The 20,119-nt window shown below is 71.4% G+C and carries 21 protein-coding genes; 13 read left to right on the plus strand and 8 right to left on the minus strand.

What is annotated here, in order from left to right; translation table 11 throughout:
• Positions 1–18 precede the first annotated feature (18 nt).
• From J2Y42_RS15795 to J2Y42_RS15810, 4 genes are all read left to right on the plus strand, one after another.
• Positions 19–1,020, plus strand: coding sequence for a daunorubicin resistance protein DrrA family ABC transporter ATP-binding protein (locus tag J2Y42_RS15795; RefSeq protein WP_018191647.1), 1,002 nt, complete (start codon positions 19–21; stop codon positions 1,018–1,020).
• Entirely contained in the window at positions 1,017–1,835 is an 819-nt protein-coding gene (locus J2Y42_RS15800) for an ABC transporter permease (protein WP_018191648.1), read from the plus strand. Before J2Y42_RS15795 ends, J2Y42_RS15800 begins: the two co-directional genes overlap by 4 nt.
• Positions 1,836–2,153: 318 nt before the next feature.
• Positions 2,154–3,551, plus strand: coding sequence for an L-serine ammonia-lyase (locus J2Y42_RS15805; protein WP_309860402.1), 1,398 nt, complete (start codon positions 2,154–2,156; stop codon positions 3,549–3,551).
• A gap of 79 nt (positions 3,552–3,630) precedes the next feature.
• Positions 3,631–4,119, plus strand: coding sequence for a glutathione peroxidase (locus J2Y42_RS15810; RefSeq protein ID WP_309860404.1), 489 nt, complete (start codon positions 3,631–3,633; stop codon positions 4,117–4,119).
• A 13-nt stretch (positions 4,120–4,132) separates the two neighbouring features.
• On the opposite strand, the gene J2Y42_RS15815 is transcribed toward J2Y42_RS15810, so the two are convergent.
• On the minus strand, positions 4,133–4,423 hold the full coding sequence (locus tag J2Y42_RS15815; RefSeq protein WP_309860406.1) for a hypothetical protein: 291 nt from the start codon (positions 4,421–4,423) through the stop codon (positions 4,133–4,135).
• Positions 4,424–4,535: 112 nt separating this feature from the next.
• On the opposite strand from J2Y42_RS15815, the gene J2Y42_RS15820 reads away from it, so the two are divergent.
• On the plus strand, positions 4,536–4,967 hold the full coding sequence (locus J2Y42_RS15820) for a TraR/DksA C4-type zinc finger protein (RefSeq protein WP_309860407.1): 432 nt from the start codon (positions 4,536–4,538) through the stop codon (positions 4,965–4,967).
• 22 nt (positions 4,968–4,989) lie between these two features.
• Here J2Y42_RS15820 and J2Y42_RS15825 read toward each other — a convergent pair whose 3' ends face one another.
• The gene (locus J2Y42_RS15825; RefSeq protein WP_309860409.1) at positions 4,990–7,941 is read right to left on the minus strand and encodes an AAA family ATPase; all 2,952 of its coding nucleotides are present in this window, start codon (positions 7,939–7,941) and stop codon (positions 4,990–4,992) included.
• A gap of 85 nt (positions 7,942–8,026) precedes the next feature.
• A complete protein-coding gene (locus tag J2Y42_RS15830) occupies positions 8,027–8,281 on the minus strand; it encodes a hypothetical protein (RefSeq protein ID WP_309860411.1) in 255 nt (84 codons plus the stop codon).
• A gap of 140 nt (positions 8,282–8,421) precedes the next feature.
• Between J2Y42_RS15830 and J2Y42_RS15835 the strand changes: the two genes are divergently transcribed.
• Positions 8,422–9,024: an NADPH-dependent FMN reductase gene (locus J2Y42_RS15835; protein WP_018191655.1), complete on the plus strand. Its 603-nt coding sequence runs from the start codon at positions 8,422–8,424 to the stop codon at positions 9,022–9,024.
• Complete coding sequence (locus J2Y42_RS15840; RefSeq protein ID WP_309860413.1) at positions 9,021–9,443, plus strand: hypothetical protein; 423 nt, start codon at positions 9,021–9,023, stop codon at positions 9,441–9,443. The genes J2Y42_RS15835 and J2Y42_RS15840 overlap by 4 nt, the downstream gene beginning before the upstream one ends.
• Before the next feature lie 25 nt (positions 9,444–9,468).
• Here the strand turns inward: J2Y42_RS15840 and J2Y42_RS15845 are convergent, their stop codons facing one another.
• The gene (locus J2Y42_RS15845; RefSeq protein WP_309860415.1) at positions 9,469–10,500 is read right to left on the minus strand and encodes an aldo/keto reductase; all 1,032 of its coding nucleotides are present in this window, start codon (positions 10,498–10,500) and stop codon (positions 9,469–9,471) included.
• Between the two features lie 47 nt (positions 10,501–10,547).
• Between J2Y42_RS15845 and J2Y42_RS15850 the strand changes: the two genes are divergently transcribed.
• Complete coding sequence (locus J2Y42_RS15850) at positions 10,548–11,048, plus strand: metallophosphoesterase (RefSeq protein ID WP_309860416.1); 501 nt, start codon at positions 10,548–10,550, stop codon at positions 11,046–11,048.
• An 87-nt stretch (positions 11,049–11,135) separates the two neighbouring features.
• Here the strand turns inward: J2Y42_RS15850 and J2Y42_RS15855 are convergent, their stop codons facing one another.
• Positions 11,136–12,680 (minus strand): methyltransferase, encoded by a 1,545-nt coding sequence (locus J2Y42_RS15855; RefSeq protein WP_309860418.1) that lies wholly within the window; start codon positions 12,678–12,680, stop codon positions 11,136–11,138.
• Between the two features lie 31 nt (positions 12,681–12,711).
• Here J2Y42_RS15855 and J2Y42_RS15860 point away from each other — a divergent pair, with 31 nt between their 5' ends.
• The 5 genes from J2Y42_RS15860 (at position 12,712) to J2Y42_RS15880 (ending at position 16,810) form a co-directional block, all read left to right on the plus strand.
• On the plus strand, positions 12,712–12,987 hold the full coding sequence (locus J2Y42_RS15860) for an acylphosphatase (RefSeq protein WP_309860419.1): 276 nt from the start codon (positions 12,712–12,714) through the stop codon (positions 12,985–12,987).
• A 123-nt stretch (positions 12,988–13,110) separates the two neighbouring features.
• The gene (locus J2Y42_RS15865; RefSeq protein ID WP_309860421.1) at positions 13,111–14,004 is read left to right on the plus strand and encodes an aminodeoxychorismate lyase; all 894 of its coding nucleotides are present in this window, start codon (positions 13,111–13,113) and stop codon (positions 14,002–14,004) included.
• Between the two features lie 143 nt (positions 14,005–14,147).
• Positions 14,148–14,483 (plus strand): hypothetical protein, encoded by a 336-nt coding sequence (locus tag J2Y42_RS15870; RefSeq protein WP_018191664.1) that lies wholly within the window; start codon positions 14,148–14,150, stop codon positions 14,481–14,483.
• Positions 14,484–14,496: 13 nt separating this feature from the next.
• Complete coding sequence (locus tag J2Y42_RS15875) at positions 14,497–15,108, plus strand: dihydrofolate reductase family protein (protein WP_309860423.1); 612 nt, start codon at positions 14,497–14,499, stop codon at positions 15,106–15,108.
• A 124-nt stretch (positions 15,109–15,232) separates the two neighbouring features.
• Positions 15,233–16,810, plus strand: a complete 1,578-nt coding sequence (locus J2Y42_RS15880) for an FAD-binding oxidoreductase (protein ID WP_309860425.1) — start codon at positions 15,233–15,235, stop codon at positions 16,808–16,810.
• 38 nt (positions 16,811–16,848) lie between these two features.
• Here J2Y42_RS15880 and J2Y42_RS15885 read toward each other — a convergent pair whose 3' ends face one another.
• From J2Y42_RS15885 to J2Y42_RS15895, 3 genes are all read right to left on the minus strand, one after another.
• Positions 16,849–18,726 carry a DUF255 domain-containing protein gene (locus J2Y42_RS15885; RefSeq protein ID WP_309860427.1) on the minus strand — a complete coding sequence of 626 codons (1,878 nt, stop codon included), beginning with the start codon at positions 18,724–18,726 and terminating at the stop codon, positions 16,849–16,851.
• Between the two features lie 72 nt (positions 18,727–18,798).
• Positions 18,799–19,209, minus strand: coding sequence for a hypothetical protein (locus tag J2Y42_RS15890; protein WP_309860429.1), 411 nt, complete (start codon positions 19,207–19,209; stop codon positions 18,799–18,801).
• 58 nt (positions 19,210–19,267) lie between these two features.
• Complete coding sequence (locus tag J2Y42_RS15895) at positions 19,268–20,101, minus strand: aldo/keto reductase (protein ID WP_089876701.1); 834 nt, start codon at positions 20,099–20,101, stop codon at positions 19,268–19,270.
• Positions 20,102–20,119 lie beyond the last annotated feature (18 nt).

Below are 20,119 nucleotides of genomic sequence, written 5' to 3' on the forward strand. Positions count from 1 at the left end.
AACCAGGAAAGGAACACCATGACTCGAAGCTCCGAGTGGGCCGTCGAAGCCCACGGGCTCGTCAAGGTCTTCGGCGACAACCGCGCGGTCGACGGCGTCGACCTCACCGTTCGCGCCGGCGCCGTCTACGGCGTCCTCGGCCCGAACGGGGCCGGCAAGACCACCACCATCTCCATGCTCGCCACGCTGCTGAAGCCGGATGCGGGCGAGGCCTTCATCTTCGGCCACGACATCCGCAAGGAGCAGCAGGTCGTCCGCCAGCTGATCGGCGTCACCGCGCAGTTCGCGTCGGTGGATGAGACCCTGTCGGCCAACGAGAACCTCATCATCTTCTCCCGCCTGCTCGGCCTGAGCGGACGCGAGGCCAAGCAGAAGACCGCCGAACTGCTCGAGGAGTTCGGGCTGACCGAGGCGGCGAAGCGCCCGCTGAAGAAGTTCTCCGGCGGCATGCGCCGGCGCCTCGACCTCGCGGCCAGCCTGATCGCGCAGCCGCCGCTCATCTTCCTCGACGAGCCGACCACCGGCCTCGACCCGCGCACCCGCGCCCAGATGTGGGACACCATCCGCCGCCTGGTCGCCACCGGATCCACCGTGCTGCTCACCACGCAGTACCTGGACGAGGCCGATCAGCTGGCCGACCGTATCGCGGTCATCGACCGGGGCCGCGTCGTCGCCGAGGGCACCGCCGACGAGCTCAAGGCCTCGGTCGGAGAGTCGTCGCTGCAGCTGCGCATCAGCGACCCGGCCGACATCGAAGATGCCCGCCGTGCCATCCAGACCGTGCTCGGGGTGGATGCGGTGGTGTCGCCCGAGGGCTCCCGCATCACCGCCCCCATGCGCAACGCGGACGCGGTCACCGACCTGTTCATCACGTTCCGCGAGGCGGGCATCCACCTGTCGGAGATGTCCGTGCAGAAGCCGACGCTCGACGAGGTGTTCCTCACCCTCACCGGCCACGGTGTCGAAGACGAGAAGGCGGACGAGGCGTCCGCCGAAGAAGGAGAGAAGGTCTCCGCATGACCGCCCTGACCACCATCACCCCGCCGTCCGAGCGGCGGCTGAAGAACCACGTGAGCCTGAGCCAGACGCTCGCGAACACCGTCACCATGGCGCACCGCGGCCTGCTCAAGATCAAGCGGACGCCGGAGCAGCTGATGGATGTGACGCTCCAGCCGGTGATCTTCACCGTCATGTTCGCGTTCCTGTTCGGCGGCGCCCTCGCGGGCAGCGTCCAGGCGTACCTGCCGCAGCTCATCCCGGGAATCCTCGTCCAGACGGTGATCACGGCCTCCGTCGTCACCGGCGTCCAGCTCCGCGAGGACATGGACAAGGGCGTCTTCGACCGCTTCAAGTCGCTCCCGATCGCGCGCATCGCCCCGCTCTCCGGCGCCCTGCTCGCCGACACCCTGCGATACACGATCGCCACGGCGGTCACGTTCATCGTCGGGTTCGCGATGGGCTACAAGCCCGGAGCCGGGGTCGGCTATGCGGCCCTGGGCGGCCTGCTCGTCATCGCCTGCGCGTGGGCGATCAGCTGGATCTTCGCCTTCTTCGGCGTGATCGCCCGGACCGCCGGCTCGGTGCAGGGCATCTCGTTCCTGGTGCTGTTCCCGCTGACGTTCTTCTCGAACGCCTTCGTGTCGCCCAGCACGCTGCCCAGCTGGCTGGAGTGGTTCGTGAACATCAACCCGGTGTCGCACCTGGTCACCGCGGTCCGCGACCTCGCCAACAGCGGCACCTTCGGCGCCGACGGCTGGATCGCCCTTGCGGGCGCCGCCGTGATCGTCGCGGTGTTCGCCCCGCTGACGGTCCGCGCCTACATGCGGAAGGCCTGACGCCGACAACCGGTCCCGTGAACGGCGGCCGTCGCATCCTGCGGAGGGATGCGGCGGCCGCTTCCGCGTCCCCGGCGCCCTCCCCGTTCTGGCCTCCCGTCAGCCACGATTTGCGCCAAATCTCGGTTCTGACCGCTCGAAAGCCGCGATTTGCGCCAAATCTCGGTTAACGCCGCCCGAAAACCGCGATTTGGCGCAAATCGTGAGCCGCGGCGTGATCGACCACGGCGCGCGGGCGCCGCGGCTCGCGCACGATACGTGCGCGGATGCGCGCGGGGACGCCGGAAAGTGACGCGTACGGCGACATACACTGGAGAAGTGACAGCGTACGTCTCGGCCTTCGACCTGTTCTCGATCGGCATCGGCCCGTCGAGTTCGCACACCGTCGGACCCCTCCGAGCGGCCGCCGCGTTCGCCTCCCACCTCGACGGCGAGGGGACCGGCGAAGGGATGCTCGACCGCGTCGACCAGGTCACGTGCACGCTGTACGGCTCGCTCGGCTCCACCGGCATCGGCCACGGCACCCCGGACGCCGTCATCGCCGGACTCCGTGGCCTGCAGCCGGAGACGTGCCGCCCGGAGGACGTCCGCGGCGCCTGGTCGGACCTCGCCCCCGGCGCGACGCTCCTGCTCGCGGGCCGCCGCAGCATCCCGCTGTCGAAGGACGACATCGCCTTCGAGCCGCGCACGCGCCTCCCCGGGCACCCCAACGCGCTGACGCTGCGCGCCTGGGGTCGCGACGTGAACGGAGAGCGGTCGCCGCTCCCCCTGCTCGAGGAGACGTACTACTCGATCGGCGGCGGGTTCATCCGCCGCGACGGCGAGGAGGCCGACCTCGCGGCGCGCAAGGCGCATCCGCTCCCCTACGACACCGCCGAGGAGCTGATCGCGATCTGCGACCGGGAGTCGATCCCGATCTGCGAGGTCGCCCGCCGCAACGAGGTCGCGCTGCACGGGGAGGACGCGACGCGCGAACGCCTCGACCTCATCTGGGAGGCGATGGCCGAGTGCGTCGCCCGCGGGCTCTCCGGCGACGGGACGCTGCCCGGCGGTCTCGGCGTCTGGCGCCGCGCCGCGAAGATGCGCCAGCACCTGGAGTCCGTGCAGGACGACCCGGGTCGCGCCACCGCTCTCGAGTGGCTGCACGCGTTCGCGCTCGCGGTCAACGAGGAGAACGCGTCCGGCGGCCGGGTGGTGACCGCGCCGACGAACGGCGCGGCCGGCATCGTCCCCGCCGTCGCCCACTACTACCTGCGGTTCGTGCCCGGCGCCTCCGCCGAGGGCATCCGGCAGTACCTGCTCACCGCGACGGCGATCGGCTCGCTGTTCAAGGCCAACGCCTCCATCTCCGGAGCCGAGGGAGGCTGCCAGGCGGAGGTCGGATCGGCGTGCGCCATGGCGGCCGGTGCCCTCTGCGCCGTGCTCGGCGGAACCCCGCGCCAGGTGGAGAACGCGGCCGAGATCGCGATGGAGCACCACCTCGGCCTCACGTGCGACCCGGTCGGCGGCCTGGTCCAGATCCCATGCATCGAGCGCAACGCGATCGCCTCCTCGACGGCCGTGTCGGCGGCGCGGCTCGCCCTGCACGGCGACGGCTCGCACCTCGTGTCGCTCGACACCGTCATCGAGACCATGCGGCAGACCGGTCTCGACATGTCGACGAAGTACAAGGAGACCAGCGAGGGCGGCCTGGCGGTCAACGTCATCGAGTGCTGAGGGATGCGACGGTGCTGGCCGGTCGCGCCGCGCCGCAGACTCGGAGCAGGTTCGAAGGCACGGGCCATACGCTGCGATCATGACCGTGATGGACATCCCCTTCCAGACCATCGACGGCGAGCAGACCTCCCTCTCGGCATTCGCCGGAAAGGTCATCCTCGTCGTCAACGTCGCCTCCCGCTGCGGGCTCGCTCCGCAGTACGAGAAGCTCGAGAAGCTGCAGGAGACCTACGGCGACCGCGGGTTCACCGTCGTCGGGTTCCCCAGCAACCAGTTCCTGCAGGAGTTGAGCTCCACAGACGCCATCAAGGAGTACTGCTCCACCACCTGGGGCGTCACGTTCCCGATGATGGAGAAGGTGCGCCTGAACGGACGCAACGCGCACCCGCTCTACCAGGAGCTGACGAAGTCGCCGGACGTCGACGGCAAAGCCGGTCGGGTGAAGTGGAACTTCGAGAAGTTCGTGATCACGCCCGACGGCGCCGTGCACCGCTTCCGCCCGCAGACCGAGCCGGACGACCCCGCCATCCTCGGGCTGATCGAGGAGTCGCTGCCGGCCGCAGCCTGACCGGCGGTCAGGCTCACGCCCGACGGAACCAGCGGCCTCCGACGCGTTCGGTGAGCCGCCACGGACCGGTCCGCGCGACCGAGCGGAGGCCGGCGACGGTGTGCTCGGCGACCCGGAGGGCGGACTGCGCGGAGTCCTCGGTGAACCGGACGGTGATGCGCGCCTCGCCGGCCACGACATCCACACTCGACGCCTCGACGACGGCGAGTTCGCGGGCGGCGTCTGCGGCCGCCGGTTCCACGGAGCGTGGGTCCACTCCCGGACGAAGACGGCCGACGGCGATGATCACGCGGAAGGAGGGCACCCGCTGAGCCTACGCGCGTCGCAGAGGCGGAATCGGTCGAGCGGGCGTACCCTGACTCGATCAGAAGCACGGTCGGGGGATCGGAAGGGGTGCGCTGGTGCAGGATGCGCAGATGGATGAACGGGCACGGGCCGACGAGCCGGTGACCGCCGAATTACGGCTGGTGACCGACGAGGACGTCCTCACGGCCGAGGAGCGGAACGAGCTGGGCGCACTGCTGCGCGAGCGGCGTCGCGGCGACCTCGCCGAGTCGCAGCGCATGGCGGAGTCGCTGGGTGTGCTGCTCGCGTCCCGGTCGGAGTCGACCGCCGACGACGAGCACGATCCGGAGGGCCCGACGCTGTCGTCGGAGTGGAGCCGGTTGCAGGCGCTGCGGTCGGATGCCGCACACGACATCGTCGCGGTGGATGCGGCGCTCGAGCGGCTGCGGATGGGCACCTACGGCGTGTGCGCACGCTGCGGACAGCCGATCGGCGTCGACCGCCTTCGGGCGCGACCGACCGCCGAGCTGTGCATCCGATGCGCGGTGGCCGTCGAGAGCTGATCGGCCGCCGGTTGCGAACGCGTCAGGGCAACGGCTTCGAGGCCAGATAGACCGCCTCCGTGCGACTGGATGCTCCGGTCTTGCGCAGGATGCTCGACACGTGCACGCTCGCGGTCTTTGCACTGATGTAGAGGCGTTCGCCGATCTGCTTGTTGCTGAGCCCCTGCTCGATGAGGGCGAGTACCTGTTCCTCGCGCTCGGTCAGCGGCTGGCCGTGCGCGGTCGCGACGGCGGCGGGGCGACCGACGGGGTGCTCGGCGAGAGCGTCTGCCACCTGGATGAGCAGCGGGATGCCGTGGCCGGCAGCTGCCCGGCGACCCTCGGCCACGAGGGCGTCAGCGCGCGAGCGCTCCCCCGCCGCGAGGGCGACACGTGCGCCGCGCAGCAGCGCATACGGCCGCAGGTGGACGGGCGCCACCGCGTCTTCCGCGGCGACGATCGCGCGTTCCCAGGCGGACAGGGCGTCGGCGTACCGCCCGGCACGGTCCGTGGTGTCGGAAACGGCGGCACGCGCAGTCGCGAGTTCGGCCTCGACCAGCGGAGCCCACGCCGTCGCGGTCGGCCAGGAACGCAGGCGGTCCAGGGTCGCCTCGAGGCGCGCGGCCTCGGCCAGCACACCCAGCGCGCCGTCGTCGTCGCCTGCGCCACCGCCGCTCGAGCCAGGGATGCCGTCGCCGCGGACAGCGAGTTCGGCGAGCGCCCGGGACGCCGACGCCAGCACCGGCAGGTCGTATCCCGGGAGGGAGCGGAACGGCAGGGACCCGATCCCCCGCGTCTCGGCCCATGCGCGGTCGTAGTCGCCGAGCGCGATCGCCACCTCGGCGGAGACGCGTGCCAGGGACAGCCGCGTCTGCTGCTCCAGCTCGGCGAGCGCGCGGAGGGGCGACCGCAACCGCCGCAGCAGCGCCTCCGCCCGCTGCGGCTCGCCGTGCCACACCCAGAGCCGTGCGCGCTGCAGTTGGGCCGTCACGCCCGTGCGGTCGTCGAACCCGAGCGCGATGCGCAGCATCTCCTCCGCCCGCTCGTACTGCCCCAGCGCGACCAGTGGCTCGACCGTGTTCGCCGCGAGCCAGACTCCCGAGGTGCGCTCGACCCCGCGCTCGCGCGCCTGCGCGACACCGGACTCGGCCAATCGGACCGCCTCGGCGTACTTGCCGACCGAGTTCAGGGCGTCCGACGCGTTGACGGCGTAACGCAGGGTGGCCCCCGCATCGCCCACCGCGAGGCGCCCGGCGATCTCGAACTCGGCGAACCCCTCCTCAATGCGTCCGCACTCGATGAGCGACGCCGCGAGGATGTTGTGGGCGACGGACCGCATCGCGGGCGCCGCCGCCTCGGCCTCCGCGATCGCGGCGCGTGCCGTCTCGATCGCGATGTCGAAGAGTCCGGCGAGCATCCGCTGCGCCGCGAGCTCCGTCAGCAGATGCGGGCGCAGCGGGTCGCCCGGGGACACCGCCTCCGGCGGGACCAGCGCGAGTGCCTCCTCCAGCAGTTCGGCGCTCCCCGGACGGTTGAGGTTCGCGAGGTACTGGCCCTTGTCGCGCAGCAGCCGCGCCCGACGGGATGGAGCCAGGTCGTCGGCCTCGGCCAGCGCGGATTCCACCAGCGCCAGCGCCCGCTCGTTGTTGCCGGCGTTGCGGAGCGCGGATGCCGTACGGGCGATCACTGACGCACGGTCGCGCCCGCTCAGGGTCTCGGCGTCAGGGATGCGGTCCCAGAGTTCGAGCACACGGTCGCCCATGGCCGCGGTGGTGGCGTACGCGTAGGAGCGCTTGGCCTCCTCCATGGCCTCCAGGGAGGCGAGGAATGCCCGCCGCACATCGTGCGCCGCAAGCCAGTGCGACGAGAGCTGCACCGCCGATCGCTGCGGGCTCTGCTCGAGCGCCTCGGCGTACCGGGCGTGGAAACGCGTGCGCTCCCCCGGCAGGAGATCGGCGTGGATGGCCTCGCGGACGAGGGCATGACGGAATGCGTACTCGGTGGAGTCGGCGGAGAGCAGGTTGGCGACGACGGCCTCGCGGGCTCCCGCATCCAACTCGTCCGGTGTGCCCTCGAACACGGCCGCGAGCAGGTCATGCGTGACGCAGACGCCGCCCGCCGCCAGCACGCGCAGCAGCCGCTGCGCCGGATCGCTCAGCCGCTCGAACCGGGCGAGCACCAGCTCGCGCAGCGTCTCGGGGAGGTCGTCGCCGGACTGCAGGCCGTCGATGCACACAAGCTCCTCGACGAAGAACGGCACGCCCTCGCTCAGCTCGGTGACGCGCGCGAGGGAGGGATCGTCGGGCACGCGCCCGAGCAGCTCCGCCACCAGTTCGGCGACCTGCTCCGGGCCGAGGCGCGAGAGTTCCCAGCGCGTCACGCGTCGGGTGCGCTCGAGCTCCGGCAGCCACGACCGGAGCACATGGCCACGCGGCACCTCGTCGCTGCGGTAGGTGAGGACCACCAGGAGTCGCCCTCCCTCGGCCATCCGCACGATGAAACGGAGCAGCTCGAGCGTCGACCGGTCGGCCCACTGCACGTCTTCGATCGCCAGGATGACGGGCCGATCGCCGGAGATCTTCTCCAGCAGCACCGTCACGAGCTCGTAGAGCCGCTCGGCGCCGGTGCGCGGAGGCACCGCCGACTCGTCGGCGAGTTCGGGCAGCAGCGCGGACAGCACTCCGGCCCCCGAACCGGTCGCGTCGAGCACACGCTCGAGCCCGACCGTCTGGATGAGACGGCGCAGCACCGCGGCGAACGGCGCGTACGGTGCAGCGTCGTCGCCCAGATCGACGCAACGACCGAGCAGCACGGTGGCCGTCGACTCGTGGGCCGACAGGAACTCCTCCAGCAGCCGGGTCTTGCCGATGCCCGCCTCGCCGCCGATCACGACGGCCTGCGGTTCCCCCTGCTGAGCGTCGCGGAGCGCGTCGCGCAGCGCCACCAGATCGGACTCCCGTCCGATCAATGTGGGGCTCGACGCCGGTGCTCGCATGACATCATCGTGCCACCGACCACCGACATCCGTGGCCACCGCGAACGCGGGTCTGCGGAGGGCAGACAGCCGCCCGGCGCCGCCCTCAGCGGGCGACGTCGGCCAGCTCCCTGCGCTCGTCGTTCAGACTCTCCGCGGCGGGTGCCGGCACCGGCACGACCGCGTCCAGCGTGCCGGCACCGCCGGCGACATCCGTCGACCGCGCACCCCTGCGCCCCCGGCGCTCGGCCCGCAGCCAGCGGCCCCGCTCGTCGACGCGGCGCGCCTGCTCGCGCTGCCGCTCTTCGCGCACCGCCTCGCCGGCCCGTACCCGGAAGTCCACGAACTCTTCGATCATCATGATCCGATCCCCTCTTCTTCGTGAGTCTCAGACTTCTCGCTAAGGCACCCCGCAGACATCGGGAAGATGCCCTATTCCTGCCTCCGACGACGCCCGGCGGCCGCTTAAGGGGCTTCACTCCGCCGACCACTCGGGGCAGCATGGCGGACATGGCGACCATCAACGAGCTCCAGCCCCCGTACAAAGTCGGCTACTTCGTGGGCAGCCTGTCCACGAGCTCCGTCAACCGCACGCTCTCCCGCGCCCTGCTCCGGCTGGCTCCGTCCGACCTCGTGTTCACCGAGATCCCCATCGGCGAGCTGCCCCTCTACAACCGCGACTTCGACGGCGACTTCCCGCCGGTCGCCCGCGAGTTCAAGGCGCTCATCGCCGAGCAGGATGCGCTCCTCTTCATCACGCCGGAGTACAACCGGTCCATCCCGGGCGCGCTGAAGAACGCGATCGACTGGGCCAGCCGCCCCTACGGCGAGAACGTCATCGCGCGCAAGGCGACCGCCGTCATCGGGGCGTCGCCCGGGCAGATCGGGACGGCCGTCGCACAGCAGCAGCTGCGCAGCGTCCTCAGCTTCCTCCAGGCGCCGCAGATGAACGCACCGGAGGCCTACATCTGGATGCGCCCTGGCCTCATCGAGGAGGACGGCACCGTCACCGATCCGGGGACGGAGGAGTTCCTCCGCGGCTTCATGAACGCGTTCTTCGAGTACATCGAGCGCGTGCTGACGGTGGTGCCGAGCGCATCGTGAGACTGCAGGACGAGGGCGGCGACCGCAGCGTCGAGTTGCGGCCGGCCGCCTACGACTCGGCGAGCGACCGCGTGGTCGTCGACGCGGTCGTGGAGGACGGCGCCCGGCGCTGGACGCTGACCGACGCCTGCCTGACCGACGACGAGGCGCGGGATCTGGCGGCGTGGCTCGCCGGCATCGCCGACGACACCACGGCCGCCGCCGACGAGTGGACGTCGCTCACGTTCGCCTCCACCGTCATCTCGCTCAGCGGCCACCGCATCCCGGGCGGGACGGTCGAACTGCGGATGGCGGTGCTGCGCATGGCGGCGGCCGGCGGCGGCACCGCGGATGTCGTGGTCGGTCTGCGTGCTCAGCAGGCGGCGGTCAGCGCCGCCGCCCGCGACCTCCTCTTCGAACTCGACGGCCTGCGGCGTTAAGCCCGGCGGGACGCCGTGGCCCGGTTCACCGGCCGCCCTCGCGCTTGCGGTGACGCTGCTGGATCGCCTGCTCACCGTACGGGTAGATGTCGGTGCGCGGGGTGCTCGCCTCGTCGAGGCGCGCCCGCTGCTGGTCGGTCAGTTCCAGGTCGGCCGCGCCGAGGTTGTCCTCCAGCTGCTCGACGGTCCGCGCCCCGAGGATGACGGATGTGACCGCCGGGCGGTCGCTCAGCCAGGCCAGCGACACCTGCGAGGCGGATGCTCCGGTCTCGCGCGCGACCGCATCCACCGCATCGATGATCTCCCACGTGCGCGGGTCGGCGTTGCGGGCCTCCCACGCCTCCATGCCGCGGGTCGGGTTCTCGCCGAGCCGCGTCGCGCCCGTCGGCGGCTCGTCCCGACGGTACTTGCCGCTCAGCCAGCCGCCCGCGAGCGGCGACCACGGCAGGAGGCCGATGTTCGCATCCAGAGCAGCCGGCACCACCTCGTGCTCGATTCCGCGCACGATCAGGCTGTACTGCGGCTGCAGGGTGACCGGCGCGGCCCACCCGTTCGCGCGGGCGACCTGCGCCGCCTTCGTCAGCTGCCAGCCCAGGTAGTTCGAGAAGCCGTAGTACGAGATCTTGCCCGCGGTGACGGCGTCGTCGAGGAACCGCAGGGTCTCCTCGATCGGCGTGAGGGCATCCCACGCGTGCATCTGGTACAGGTCGATGTGGTCGACGCCGAGCCGCCGCAGGGAGGCATCGAGCGCGATGCGGAGGTGGGTGCGCGAGAGGCCGAGGTCGTTGGGGCCGCCGCCCATCGGGAACCGGCCCTTCGTCGCGATCACCACCCCGTCGCGACGGCCCGGATTGCGGGCCAGCCACCGGCCGATGATCGACTCCGAGGCGCCGGTCGTGTACACGTCCGCCGTGTCGACGAAGTTGCCGCCCGCGTCGAGGTAGCGCTCCAGGATGGCGTGCGAGGTCCGCTCGTCCGCCTCCGCTCCGAAGGTCATCGTGCCGAGGGCGAACTCCGACACGATCGTTCCGCTGTTTCCGAGGTTGCGTAGATCCATAGCGCGAAACTAGCCCCGTCCCGGCGGTTTGCGTACTGTGTGCCATCGTGAAGCTGCTCCTGATCTCCGACACGCACGTCCCGAAACGCGCTCGCGCCCTGCCCGCCCAGGTGCTGGCGGCGGTGGATGCGGCCGATGTCGTCATCCATGCCGGGGACTGGGTGGATGCGGCGACGCTCGACCTGCTGGAGCAGCGCGCACGGCGGCTCGTCGGCGTCTGGGGCAACAACGACGGACCGGAGCTGCGGCGGCGTCTGCCGGAGGTCGCGAATGTGGAGCTGGGTGGCCTGCGATTCGCGGTCGTGCACGAGACCGGGCCGGCGACCGGACGCGAAGTGCGGGCCGAACGCGATCACCCGGACGCGGATGTGCTGGTGTTCGGGCACTCGCACATCCCGTGGGACACGGTGTCGCCGCGCGGGCTCCGGCTCCTCAACCCCGGCTCGCCGACGGACCGGCGACGTCAGCCGGTCTGCACCTACCTGACGCTGGACGTCGCGGACGGGCGAATCGCCGACGTCACACTGGTGCCGGTCGACCGCGGCTGACGTTGCGTGGGCCGCAACACGCCGTTACGCGTGCGCCATAACGGCGTGTTGCGACCCCGGGATGCGGGCGCGGGATACGGGCGAGCGTCACGTGCGCAGGAAACCGTCGACGAGCATCCCCCGCACCGCGGGCAGGAGGTCCGCGAGGAGCGCGTCACCGTCGACCTCCAGCAGCTGCGCCAGCGCCGCCGCGATCGCCGCGACGGACAGCTCGCCGTCGCACGCGCCCACCAGCGCGGCGAGTCCGGTGTCGGCCGACACCGTCCGCCCGAAACCGCCGCCCTGCCGGAGCAGGATCGCCGTCGGCGCGTCGGCTCCCGGCCACAGGTGCCGCTCCTCCGTCACGTCGCCCGCGAGGACCGGCCGCAGCCGGCCCAGCTCGTCGTCCGTCAGTGCGGCCTGCAGATCGTGCGCCGCCAGCGCCTCGCCGAGATGCACGCCCAACCCGGCCTCATTGGCACCGAGCGAGCCGTGCAGCCGCTCGAACCGGCGCAGCGTCGGCACGCCCGCCGACCGGCGGAGCAGCAGGTACCCGAAGCCGACCGAGCGCACCTCGCGGGCCTCGAAGTCGTCGAGCCACGCGCCGAGCAGCCGCTCGAACTCCGGCGTGCCCGGGCGGGTGCCGCCGTCGCGGATCCACGTCTCCGAGTAACGGACCGCGTCCTCCACATCGCGCTCGATGACCCAGGCGTCGAGCTGGGCGGGGGACGCATCCACCCAGTCGCGCACACGCTGGAGACCATCGCCGGTGCCGCGGTACTCCCAGTTGCCGAGCAGCTGCGCGACGCCGCCGGGCTGGAGGTGCTCGCCGCATCCACTGACGAAGGACGCCACGAGGCCGTCGCCGACCATGCCGCCGTCGCGGTACTCGTACGCGGGCACACCCTCCGCGCGCGGCGTGATGACGAACGGCGGATTGGACACGATGTGGTCGAAACGCTCGCCGGCGACCGGCTCGAACATGCTCCCGAGCCGCAGCTCGACGCCGTCGATCTCGTTGAGTGCGAGGTTCAGCGCCGCCAGGCGGAGGGCGCGCGGCGAGATGTCGGTCGCGACGACCCGGCGGGCGTGGCGTGCGGCGTGCATCGCCTGGATGCCGCATCCCGTGCCGAGGTCGAGCGCGCTGTCGACGGGGGTCTGCAGCATCAGTCCGCTGAGGGTGAGTGAGGCGCCGCCGACGCCGAGCACGTGGTCTTCGGGCAGCGCGTGGCCGAGGGCGAGCTCGCCGAGGTCGGAGACGATCCACCACTCGGCGGGGCCCGCCGCGTCCACGAAGCCGTACGGCCGGAGGTCGACCGCCGACGCGACCGTGTCGCCGTCGACCGTGTCGCCGTCGACCGTGACGAGTTCGAGCGCGAGCGCACCGTCGATCCCGAGCGCGGGGAGGGCTGCCGCGACCTCGTCCCGCGGGGCCGGCCGGCCCAGCACGAACAGCCGGGCGAGCGTCGCCAGCGCCGAGGGACCGCGGCGTCGCAGCGCCCGCTCCGCCGGGACGCGCTGCCCGCGGTGCAGGGCCTCCGCCGCCTCCTCGCCCCAGAGGTCGGTCAACGCGTCGACCGTGAGGCCGGCGCGGATCAGGTCGGACCGGAGGTCGGGGATGCGTTCGGCGGCCGGGACGGCGGGTGCGCTCATCCTTCCATTGAAGCAGGGGCAGAATGGGGCTGTGATCCGCAAGAGAGCGATCGTGTCCGGGGGCGTGCAGGGCGTCGGGTTCCGCTGGGGTGCGCGGGAGGCCGCGCAGCGCCTCGGCGTGACGGGATGGGCGCGCAACCGCCTGGACGGCACGGTCGAGGCCGAGATCGAGGGCACGCCGGAGCAGGTCGACGCGATGCTCGACTGGCTTCGCACCGGCCCTCCCGGCGCATCCGTCTCGAACGTCGCCGTCTCCGACCTCCCCCTCGCCCACGACGACGCCTTCCGCATCCACGAAACCGCCTGATCCATCCCAAGCCAACAGCTCCTGAGTTTTTCGCACGAATCGGCGAGCGAAAGCGGAAAAACTCAGGAGCTCTTGGCTCGTTGCGGGAGGGACGGACGGAGGTGCGCGGGGCAGAATGGGGGCATGACGCGCGCGACACTGCTGACCATCACCACGCCGACCGGGGCCCCGGAGGCCGGCGATCCCGGGTTCGTGGTGTCCGACTTCGACGCACCGCAGGTGCGCGTCACCGACCTGTCCGTCACCCGCGGCGACGGCGTCTTCGAGACGATCGCCGTCATCGGAGGCCACCCGCAGGCGCTCGAACCGCACCTCGCGCGACTGGCGCACTCGGCTGCGCTGCTCGACCTCCCGGCCCCGGCGGTCGACGTCTGGCGGGAGGCGGTGCGCGCGGGCATCGCCGACTTCCTCACCCGCAACGGCGACGGGGATGCGGAGCTCTACGCCAAGCTCGTCTACAGCCGTGGCATCGAGGGCTCCGGCGTCCCGAGCGGTTGGCTCTTCGTGGATGTGGGAGAGGACTTCTCGCAGGCGCGGCTCGGCATCCGGGTGGTCACCCTCGATCGCGGGCTCCGGCACGATGTCGCCGAGACGTCGCCCTGGCTGCTCGCCGGCGCGAAGACCCTCTCGTACGCGATCAACCGCGCCGCCCAGCGCGAAGCCGTACGCCGCGGCGCCGACGACGTGCTCTTCCTCAGCAGCGACGGCTACGCGCTCGAGGGCCCCACCTCCAACGTGGTGACGCTCACCGACGGCGTCGTCCGCACCCCGAACACCGACCAGGGCATCCTCGCCGGAACCACGCAGGCGGCCGTCTTCGAGTTCTTCGAGAGCCGCGGACTACGGACCGAGTTCGCTCCCCTGACGCTCGACGACGTGACCGCGGCCGACGCCCTCTGGCTCGTGTCCAGCGTCCGGCAGGCGGCACCGGTCACGCACCTCGACGACCGCGAATACCCGGTGGATGCGGCGCTCACCGCCGAGCTGAACGCCTACCTCCTCGCCCGCACCGAGTGACGCCGGACGACACCTAGACCCTTCGTTGCACCCCGATTGGCGTGGTGTCGGCAGCACCGCCTAGGCTGATCCCACCGCGCGGGCGATGGGGCCGGCGCGACGGGCGAACGACCCGTCCACGACCCGGGGAAGGAGGGTGCGCGATGACCGAACCGGTGCCACGCAGCATCGAGCTGCTCCGTCAGCAGGCGCGCGACGAACTGTCCGCGATCATCGAGCACCGCTGCCGTGCCGGGGAGGATCCGTGGCAGTTCATCCCCGATCTCCCGAGCGTCGACGAGCAGGTCGTCATCGGCCTCCGCGCCACCGCGATCGAGGCGTTCGACCTCGCCGACGAGCAGTCGCGAGCACACCATCCCTCGGCCGGCCGCGATGTGTTCGCCCGCTTCGAGTACGGGGTGCTGCGCCGGATCGCCCTGGAGCATCCCGAACTCAGCGAAGCGGTCTGGGGGATGCTCGACAAGGTCGAGCGCGCCTGACTACTCTTCCCGCATGGGAATCGTCACCGCCGACATCGCCATCTCGCTCGACGGCTTCGCGGCCGGCCCCGACCAGTCGCTCGAGCAGCCGCTGGGCGGCGGAGCAGCCAACCGCCTCCACGCGTGGATGTTCGAGTACGCCGACGCGCACGCGGAGGAGATCGACGCCATCACCGCGGCCGGCGCCTACGTCATGGGGCGCAAGATGTTCGGCCCGGTGCGGAACGAGTGGCCCGCTCCGGACGAGCCCCTCGGCGACTGGATCGGCTGGTGGGGCGACGAGCCGCCGTATCACGCTCCCGTGTTCGTCCTCACGCACTACGCACGCGAGCCGCTGGAGTTGACCGGGACCACGTTCCGGTTCGTCACCGACGGCATCCACTCGGCGGTCGAGCAGGCCCGGGCGATCGCCGGGGATGCGGACGTCGCCATCGCCGGCGGTGCGGAGACCCTGAATCAGGCGCTCTGGGCCGGAATCGTCGACGAGCTGCGGCTGCACATCGCTCCGGTGACACTCGGCGCGGGTGAGCGTGTGTTCGACCGCGTGCCCTCGCTCGAGCTGGAGCTGCTGCGCGAGCGGGTGACCCCGGAGGTCGCGCACCTCACCTATCGCGTGCGTCGCTGAGGGCTGGGCCACCGGGCGCATGCCCGTCCGGGATGCCGCCCCTGGCCCCATCCGGGTTTAAACACCCGATCCGGTCATGTTCGCGCGTCCGTCTCCGTCGGTTAAGTCGAGGGATGGAGTCGACATGGACCGGAGAACACTGCTCCGCAACGGTTTCGGTGCGGCGATCGGCGCGGGGTTGGGCCTCTCGCCCACGACGATGGCGCACTCGGCACCGGAGGTGGCGCCCTTCGGTGGTGACGGCCCCGATCTCGAGGAGCTCCGTCGTGCCCTCTCCCGGCCCGACTACCTGCTGATCCCCGGCCAGCCACGGTACGAGCAGCTCGCACCTCCGTTCAACCGCCAGTTCGCCTCCGTCCGCCCGTTGGCGATCGTCACGCCGCGCGGTCCTGCCGACATCGCGGCGTGTGTCCGCTGGGCCGTGCGCAACAGCGTGCCGATCACGCCGCGCAGCGGGCTCGGCCACAACTACGCCGGGTTCTCGACCACCGGCGGTCTGCTGCTGGTGCTCTCGCTGATGACGGATGTGGTCTGGCGGGATGACGCCCGCGCGTCCGCGCCTGTCGTCGGCTACTCGACGGGCACGATGACGAAGAAAGCGGGAACCCTCCTGGTGGAGGCCGGTGTGACCAACGGCATGCTGCATCCCCTGCTGGAACGGGGCAACATCGTCCTCCCGACCGGTCGATGCAGCAGTGTCGGGGTCGCCGGGCTCGTGCTCGGCGGAGGCATCGGATTCAGCGACAAGATGGCGGGGCTCACCTGCGACCGGTTGGTGGAGACTCGGCTGATCGGGGCCGACGGCGAGTGGATCACGTGCAGCGAGAAGGAGAACGCCGACCTCTTCTGGGCGGTGCGCGGTGGAGCGGGCGACAACTTCGGCATCCACTTCGATTTCACCCTCGACTACGACAAATACTACGGGACGGTCGCCTTCTACCGCTTCAGCTGGAGCATCGACACGGCGGTGGATGCGGCCGTCGCGCTCCAGCGCGCGTGCGCCGACGCCTTCCGCGACCCACGCCTGCACATGCGCATCGGACTGGGGACGTCCGGCACGTCAGCCCAACAGATCCGCGCCAACGCATCGGTGACGGCCATCGGGCAGTTCTACGGCAGCGCCCGTGAGCTGCGCGATCTGCTCGCCTCCGCGCTGCGCCTCGGCACACCGTCGGAGCAGGCGGCCAACGCGGCGAGCATCCGCGACGTCACCCTGGCCGAGGCGAGCGAACTGCTCAACGAGGATGTCGCGCCCGCTCCGTTCACGGGAGCATCGGCCGTGCTGACCGAGCCGCTTCCCGGCGAACGGATAGCCGCCGTCCGCGACCACCTGCTGGCCTGGCCGGGCAGTTCCAACCCGGACGGCGTCGACATCGCGCTCTTCGCGCTGGGCGGCGCCGTGAACGACGTCGCCGCGGAAGCGACGGCATACGTCCACCGCGATGCCCTGTTCATCGCGCAGTTCAACGTCAACTGGTCGGAGCGCGATCCGGCGTCGAGCCTGCGGGTGCACCGAGAGTGGCTGGACGGCCTGACGACCCTCGTTCCGTCGACGCGCGCCTACCAGAACTTCCCGGATCCGTATCTGCGAGATCCGCAGCAGGCCTATTACGGGCGTAACTACGCGCGGCTGCGAGCGGTCAAGTCCGCCTACGACCCGAGCGGCGTCTTCGGGTACGCCCAAGGCATCGCACCGCAATGACCACGTCCGGTCGGAGGCTCCTCGCCACCCGGCGGCGGCTACAACGCCGCCGCGTCCGTCACCGGCAGCCGGCACACGAAGTCGCGGCAGAGATACGCGGTCGGAAGGCCGTCGCGTGCGACGCGGCCCTCGAACAGCTCGAAACCGTCCGCAGCCAGGTCGGCCGCATCCTGCTCGGTCACCAGAGCGATCAGCGGTGCCGCATGCCGCCGCGCGGCCTGCACGAGCCCTCCGGAATCGGCGCCCACCGATCCTGCGCCGACGGCCGCGCCGCCCGTCTCCGGCCGCACCACGACCAACTGTTCCGGCTCCTCCGCCAGGCGGGACATCAGCGTGAGCGACGCCCCGAAGCCGCTGGGCACCTGGGGCGCCTGGGCGGCGACCATCCGCATCGCCTCCCGTGCAGCCCGCTCGTACTTCCGCTCCCCCGACATCAGGTAGAGCGTGTGCGCCGCCGCGGCGGTCGCGCTCAAACCCGAGGGATACGCGCCCTCGCTGGGGTCGACGCGCACGGCCAGCCCGGTCGCGGCCAGCACCGGGTCGCCTCCGCCCGGGGTCTCGAACGGGCACGTCCCCTCGCCTGCTGCATCCAGGCACAGGTCCACCAGGTCGCGCGCCGCCGCCGCGTAGCGCGCTCCGCCGCCGGCGAGCGCCAGCTCCAGGAGGCCGCTGGCGAGCCCGCCGTAGTCCTCGAGCGTCGCCTCCGCGTCGCTGGCCCGGCCACCGAGGGAGGCGCGGAGCAGCAGTCCGTCCGCCCGCCGATGGCGACTCAGCAGCATGTCGGCCGCCTCCCCCGCCGCGGCGATCCAGGCCGGTCGGTCGAGGATGCGACCGGCTCGCGCGAGCGCGCCGATCGCGAACCCGTTCCACCCGGTCAGCACCTTGGCGTCCACCGCCGGCGGCTCGAGCCTGGCCCGCTCCTCCACGGCGACCCGGTAGTAGGTGCCTTCGACTCGCGCGCCGTCGATGATGCTTTCGGAGTCCTGCGCCGAGGCGAAGCCTCCGGCCGGCCGCCGCAGCACCGCCAGCAGGAACGCGGCGACCCCGTCGGCCGTCTGCTCCGCCCAGGCGGAACCGTTCTGCTGCCACGCGGTGGCATAGGCGTCGAGCAGCAGCGCGTTGTCGTAGAGCATCCGTTCGTAGTGCGGGTCGCTCCAGTCGCGCCGGGTCGCGTACCGGAAGAAGCCGCCGTCGACCGGGTCGCGGAGCGGGGAGGCGGCCATGCGCTCCAGCGTGCGGTGCCCCAGCTCGCGCCCGGCCGGCCGGGCGAGCAGGAAGCCGAGGACCGGCGCGACGGGGAACTTCGGCGCCGTGCCGAAGCCGCCGTACTGGGGATCCTCCGCCTGCGCGAGCCGCTCGACGGCCGCGTCGAGGGCTCTCTCGTCGGGAAGGTCGGCGACCGCCGTCGCAGCTGCGGCCGCCGCCGCCATCGCCTCGCCGACCCGCGCGGCGTCCGACTCCACGGCGTCTCGGCGGTTCAGCCACGCGTCGGCGACGGCGTCGAGCACCTGACGGAACGACGCCCGACCGCCGACCGGCTCGGGCGGGAAGTAGGTTCCCGCGAAGAACGCCCGGCCCTCCGGGGTGGCGAACACCGTCAACGGCCAGCCCAGGTTGTCGGTGAAGGCGCTCGCGGCGGAGAGGTAGGCCGCATCCACCTCGGGATGCTCCTCCCGGTCGACCTTGATCGCCACGAACCGCCCGTTCAGCTCGCCGGCGGCGACCGGATCGCTGAAGCTCTCGCGCGCCATGACGTGGCACCAGTGGCAGGTCGCGTACCCGATCGAGATCAGCACCGGTACATCCCGCCGCCGCGCCTCCGCGAACGCCTCGGCGCCCCACGGGAACCAGTCGACCGGGTTGGATGCGTGAGCGCGCAGGTAGGGGCTGACCGCGTCCGCGAGCCGATTCACCATGGGCTCACCCTACGACCCGGGCGCGCGAACGGAAGCCCTCGACGCCGCCAGGCAGCAGTCGTACGGATGCGGTCAGGCCGGCCGATCCATCCCGTGCAGTCGCACCGACGAGTTGAGGTAGAACGCGGCCAGCACGGCGTACGTCAGGCAGGCGACAGCCGGGATGAACGCCCCCTCCGGCCGGCTGGCCAGCGCGCCGACGCCGGAGATGAACGCCAGGATCACCAGCGCGCCGCCGATCCAGAATCCGGCCGCGGGACGCGCGGTCGCGCGCCACCAGGGGCGCGGGTCGGTGCGGTTCTCATCGGCGCCGCGGAAGCAGCGCACACCGACGATGACGTACGCGACGTTGAGTGCGGCGACGATCAGCACATCGAGCGTGGCATTGACGAGGTTCGCGATGACGAAGCCGTTCAGCAGCAGGATGAACGCGAAGACGCCGACGATGTAGGCGATCTTCCCCGTGACCGACGTGATCCTCACCCGTCGAGCCTAGCCGGGAGCGCCGACACGGATGGGCCGTACGCTCCCGGCCGGTCTATCAGTTGACCTCGTCCGGGTGCGCGCTGACGCGTCCCTCGCGCTCGAGCGAGCTGATCGCGGCGACCTCGTCGGAGCTCAGCTCGAAGTCGAACACGTCGAAGTTCTCGGCCATGCGCTCGCGGCGGTTCGACTTCGGGAAGACGATGTTCCCGGTCTGCAGGTGCCAGCGGATGACGACCTGCGCCGGCGTCTTGCCGTGCGCCTCGGCGGCCTGCGACACCTCGGGCGTCTCGAACAGCGGGTACTTGCCCTGGCCGAGCGGACCCCACGCCTCGATCGCGATGCCGTGCTCGCGGGAGAACGCGGTCACCTCCGGCTGCTGGTGCGCCGGGTGCAGCTCGATCTGGTTGACGGCCGGGACCACGTCCGTGTTGGCGAGCAGCTTCTCCAGGTGCGGCACCAGGAAGTTGGACACGCCGATCGCCTTCGCGCGGCCCGACGCGTAGATCTTCTCGAGCGACTTCCACGCCTGCACGAAGGTGTCCTTCTGCGGCGTCGGCCAGTGGATGAGATACAGGTCGACGTAGTCGAGGCCGAGCTTGCCGAGCGACTCGTCGAAGGCCGCCTCCGCGTCGGTCTGCCGGTCGTTCCACAGCTTGGTGGTGATGAAGAGCTCGTCGCGCGGGATGCCGGACGACGCGATCGCCTGGCCGACGCCCTCCTCGTTGCCGTAGATGGCGGCGGTGTCGATGTGGCGGTAGCCGACCTCGAGGGCGTCAGTCACGATCCGGGTGGTCTCATCCGGATCGACCTTGAAGACGCCGAAGCCGAGTTGCGGGATGGTCGTCCCGTTGTTCAGGGTCAGGAGCGGAGTATTTGCGTTTGCAACCATATCCGCCACGGTACCAGG

Origin of the sequence: Leifsonia sp. 1010, from assembly GCF_031455295.1 — a bacterium.
Classification (GTDB): Bacteria; Actinomycetota; Actinomycetes; order Actinomycetales; family Microbacteriaceae; genus Leifsonia.

Bases quoted from the DNA above. Each gene is read 5' to 3' on its own strand.
- J2Y42_RS15855 (WP_309860418.1), bottom strand. From the start codon at position 12,680: ATGAGCGCACCCGCCGTCCCGGCCGCCGAACGCATCCCCGACCTCCGG.
- J2Y42_RS15865 (WP_309860421.1), top strand. From the start codon at position 13,111: ATGACGCGCGCGACACTGCTGACCATCACCACGCCGACCGGGGCCCCG.
- J2Y42_RS15835 (WP_018191655.1), top strand. From the start codon at position 8,422: ATGGCGGACATGGCGACCATCAACGAGCTCCAGCCCCCGTACAAAGTC.
- J2Y42_RS15895 (WP_089876701.1), bottom strand. From the start codon at position 20,101: ATGGTTGCAAACGCAAATACTCCGCTCCTGACCCTGAACAACGGGACG.
- J2Y42_RS15820 (WP_309860407.1), top strand. From the start codon at position 4,536: ATGGATGAACGGGCACGGGCCGACGAGCCGGTGACCGCCGAATTACGG.
- J2Y42_RS15825 (WP_309860409.1), bottom strand. From the start codon at position 7,941: ATGCGAGCACCGGCGTCGAGCCCCACATTGATCGGACGGGAGTCCGAT.
- J2Y42_RS15810 (WP_309860404.1), top strand. From the start codon at position 3,631: ATGACCGTGATGGACATCCCCTTCCAGACCATCGACGGCGAGCAGACC.
- J2Y42_RS15880 (WP_309860425.1), top strand. From the start codon at position 15,233: ATGGACCGGAGAACACTGCTCCGCAACGGTTTCGGTGCGGCGATCGGC.
- J2Y42_RS15845 (WP_309860415.1), bottom strand. From the start codon at position 10,500: ATGGATCTACGCAACCTCGGAAACAGCGGAACGATCGTGTCGGAGTTC.
- J2Y42_RS15875 (WP_309860423.1), top strand. From the start codon at position 14,497: ATGGGAATCGTCACCGCCGACATCGCCATCTCGCTCGACGGCTTCGCG.
- J2Y42_RS15800 (WP_018191648.1), top strand. From the start codon at position 1,017: ATGACCGCCCTGACCACCATCACCCCGCCGTCCGAGCGGCGGCTGAAG.
- J2Y42_RS15885 (WP_309860427.1), bottom strand. From the start codon at position 18,726: ATGGTGAATCGGCTCGCGGACGCGGTCAGCCCCTACCTGCGCGCTCAC.
- J2Y42_RS15870 (WP_018191664.1), top strand. From the start codon at position 14,148: ATGACCGAACCGGTGCCACGCAGCATCGAGCTGCTCCGTCAGCAGGCG.
- J2Y42_RS15795 (WP_018191647.1), top strand. From the start codon at position 19: ATGACTCGAAGCTCCGAGTGGGCCGTCGAAGCCCACGGGCTCGTCAAG.
- J2Y42_RS15830 (WP_309860411.1), bottom strand. From the start codon at position 8,281: ATGATGATCGAAGAGTTCGTGGACTTCCGGGTACGGGCCGGCGAGGCG.